This window comes from Streptomyces sp. NPDC019396, from assembly GCF_040632375.1.
Taxonomy (GTDB): domain Bacteria; phylum Actinomycetota; class Actinomycetes; order Streptomycetales; family Streptomycetaceae; genus Streptomyces.
Window position 1 is genome coordinate 1 of the sequence record NZ_JBEYBS010000077.1, and the last position, 3260, is coordinate 3260.

At 66.9% G+C, this 3260-nt stretch carries 4 protein-coding genes; all 4 read left to right on the plus strand.

Features of this window, described 5'->3' with window-relative positions; genetic code table 11:
* Positions 1-441: DNA-directed RNA polymerase subunit alpha C-terminal domain-containing protein (locus ABZ532_RS31400; protein WP_361291363.1), on the plus strand; the 441-nt coding region annotated here is incomplete at its 5' end.
* Positions 442-640: 199 nt separating this feature from the next.
* The gene (locus ABZ532_RS31405) at positions 641-844 is read left to right on the plus strand and encodes a cold-shock protein (RefSeq protein WP_361291366.1); all 204 of its coding nucleotides are present in this window, start codon (positions 641-643) and stop codon (positions 842-844) included.
* Between the two features lie 1204 nt (positions 845-2048).
* Positions 2049-2252, plus strand: a complete 204-nt coding sequence (locus ABZ532_RS31410) for a cold-shock protein (RefSeq protein WP_190224490.1) — start codon at positions 2049-2051, stop codon at positions 2250-2252.
* Between the two features lie 301 nt (positions 2253-2553).
* Positions 2554-3260, plus strand: a 707-nt coding sequence (locus tag ABZ532_RS31415; RefSeq protein WP_361291370.1) for a DEAD/DEAH box helicase, incomplete at its 3' end; no start/stop codon positions are given.

A 3260-nucleotide genomic window follows, 5' to 3' on the forward strand; every position in this document is an offset into this window, starting at 1 on the left:
GATGTCGAGACCAAGCAGGCCATGCGTCCGCGTGACGCCATGGCGTCGGCCGGCAAGACCCTGGTCGAGCTGTTCGGTCTGGCCCGTGAGCTCAATATCGATGCCGAGGGCATCGACATGGGCCCGACGCCGACGGACGCCGCTCTTGCCTCTGACATGGCGCTGCCGATCGAGGAGCTCGAGCTCACGGTCCGCTCCTACAACTGCCTCAAGCGCGAGGGCGTCCACTCGGTGGGTGAGCTCGTCGCCCGTTCCGAGGCGGACCTGCTCGACGTCCGCAACTTCGGTGCGAAGTCGATCGACGAGGTCAAGGCGAAGCTGGCCGGCATGGGCCTGGCCCTCAAGGACAGCCCGCTCGCATTCGATCCCGTCGCCGCGGCTGGCGCATTTGGCGCAGACGGTCGTGCGAGCACGGGCTTCGTGGAGACCGAGCAGTACTGAACAACGCGGCCACAGGTCGTGTCACGATGTGGCGGTGCCTCGGCAGAGGGATTGGCGTGCCCCCCAGACTGGTCGCGGTTCTGAGGTTGTCTTCCCCACGGGCACGTTAGCCGCGGGTGCTTTGCGTCCGGCCCTCGCCGGGCCAGGGCGATTACCCTACGGGCCCGCACCGCGCGGGCCCGAATCCAAGGAGACAGCGATGGCCAAGGGCACTGTGAAGTGGTTCAAGGCGGACAAGGGCTTCGGCTTCATCGAGCAGAGGGATGGTGGCCCGGACGTCTTCGCCCACCACTCCAACATCGTCAGTCAGGGCTTCCGCGAACTGCGGGAGGGCCAACAGGTGGAGTACGACCTCACGCAAGGCCAAAAGGGTCCCCAAGCGGAGAACATCCGCGTCGTCTGACCCCAGAGCCTGAGCAGGGCCCGGCAACCAGTGGTTGGGAAGGTGCCAGGCGTTGGTGTCTGTCCGCTGGCCGTGACTGGTGCTCTCGCCGCCTCGGCCGCGCTCTGGGCAACTCCCTCAAGGCTCGCCGGCTTCGTGGGTTTGTCCTCTGGTGACTGGCGTGTCTGGCGACCTGATGAGGACGCGGTCACCGTGTCGTTCCTGAAGGCTGAGCGGGTCATCTGAATAACCCAAATGACGGCGGGTGTCCGGGGAAGAGTCTCTCCCGGGTACCCGCCGCGTAGCCGGCCTTGCTCAAGCTCAAGGAGGGCCGGGGGCCAACCTGGCCTGCGCTCGACCCGTGCTCTGCTTAGGAGTGGTTCACCGGCTTTTGCCGCGGGCAGGGCTGATGGAGCGATTTTCATGATGATTTCGGCGACGGCTGCGGGGGCGACGAAGCGGACGGCCGCAGCCCTGGGCTGTTTTCATCCTGCCGGCCGCGCCTCGGCGGGTGAGGCCGTGTGGCGGCAGCGTTCGTTGTACGCCACTCCAGTGCGTCGATTACCTCGCGACACCGCACAGGGAAATCTATGCTTGCCAAAGTAGGACCGGACCCTCGAAACCCCCGCGGCCCCCACCTGGACGGGCTGAGGCACCCCACCGCAGCGAACGACCAGCCTCCCGGGCAGGTGACACCAAAGGCCCCCTACTCCTGACCGCACCCGGATCGCGCAGCGGGCGCTTGAGCAGGGAGAACCCGGCAATGTCCTCCCGGATCTCCCACCCGTGCTCGTACGCCTTGGCTGTCGCGTGTGGAGCCGGCCCGCGGAACACAAGGTGAAGGGGAGGGAACGCCCGCCCGGTTGCCGTTCGACCGATCAAGCCGAGTGTCCTTTGGTCCGCGACGACCGCTCTTCCTGGAACACGCTGCACTCCGGGTGGGTAAATATCTACGGCCGTGAGATGAGGGTTTGACGCGCCACGCGGGGAGTGTTTTTACCGCAATCAGCAGGCGGAATCATTTACGGTGCGGGGGCCTGCCGCATCATGCTACTGTCGATCTCAGTTGCAGTTGTGGTTCCCAAGAATTCAAGCGCCTTCGTCGGTATTTTCAGCCGCTGGTGGCGTTTTCGTATTGCCGGTCATTTTTCCGGAGGGGCATCATCGCGGCGACACGGCGCCCGTACGGTACGGACGCCGGTGTACTGCCCTAAGGAGATATGACATGGCTACTGGCACCGTGAAGTGGTTCAACGCGGAAAAGGGTTTCGGCTTCATCGAGCAGGACGGTGGCGGCGCTGACGTGTTCGCCCACTTCTCGAACATCGCCGCCCAGGGCTTCCGCGAGCTCCAGGAGGGCCAGAAGGTCACCTTCGACATCGCGCAGGGCCAGAAGGGCCCGACGGCCGAGAACATCGTCACCGTCTGACGCTGACGCGTATCTTGCAGCTGGGGCCCGCATCCCTCGGGGTGCGGGCCCCAGCTGCATGTGCTTCCGCAGTGATTTCTCCTGCCGGAACACCATGTCGAGGGACGCGGTCTCCTCTTCGGAGCCGCCCCCGTCGATGTCCCGGATTCACTTCCGCGCGCATCCCCTTTTCGCCTGCGTAGACACGGATTCCCGTGCGCCACGTTCGCTTTCGCATTTCATTCGGTCCGTGCCTGTGATTCCCCGCGTTGCTTACGCTGTGGGAATTCCTCGATGCGTGCCGTATCAAGGAAGGTTCTGCATGAACCCCACACGTACGAACAGCCGTTCTTCCCGCACCCGCCGGACCGGCGCTCCCGCTTTCGGCTCCGCCGCCGGTTCGGCCCGGGGCAGCCGCTTCGGTTCGTCGTCCGCCCCGAGTCGTTCGGGCGCCCCCCGCCGTTCGGGAGGTCAGGGCCGGCAGTCCGCCGCGTCGCAGGGGGAGTTCGCCCTGCCGAAGACGGTCACTCCGGCGCTGCCCGCCGTTGAGGCGTTCGCCGACCTCGACATGCCGAAGTCCCTGCTGGCGGCGCTCACCGCGCAGGGCGTGTCCGTGCCGTTCCCGATCCAGGGGGCGACGCTGCCGAACTCGTTGGCGGGCCGTGACGTCCTGGGCCGTGGCCGGACCGGTTCCGGCAAGACCCTCGCCTTCGGTCTGGCCCTGCTGGCCCGGACCGCCGGCCAGCGCGCCGAGCCCCGTCAACCGGTTGCGCTCGTCCTTGTCCCCACCCGGGAGCTCGCGCAGCAGGTCACCGAAGCCCTCACCCCGTACGCCCGCGCCGTGAGGCTGCGCCTGGCCACTGTCGTCGGCGGTATGCCGATCGGCCGGCAGGCGAACGCGCTGCGCAGCGGCGCCGAAGTCGTCGTCGCCACCCCGGGTCGCCTGAAGGACCTCATCGACCGGGGTGACTGCCGGCTGGACCAGGTCGCGGTCACCGTCCTGGACGAGGCCGACCAGATGGCCGACAT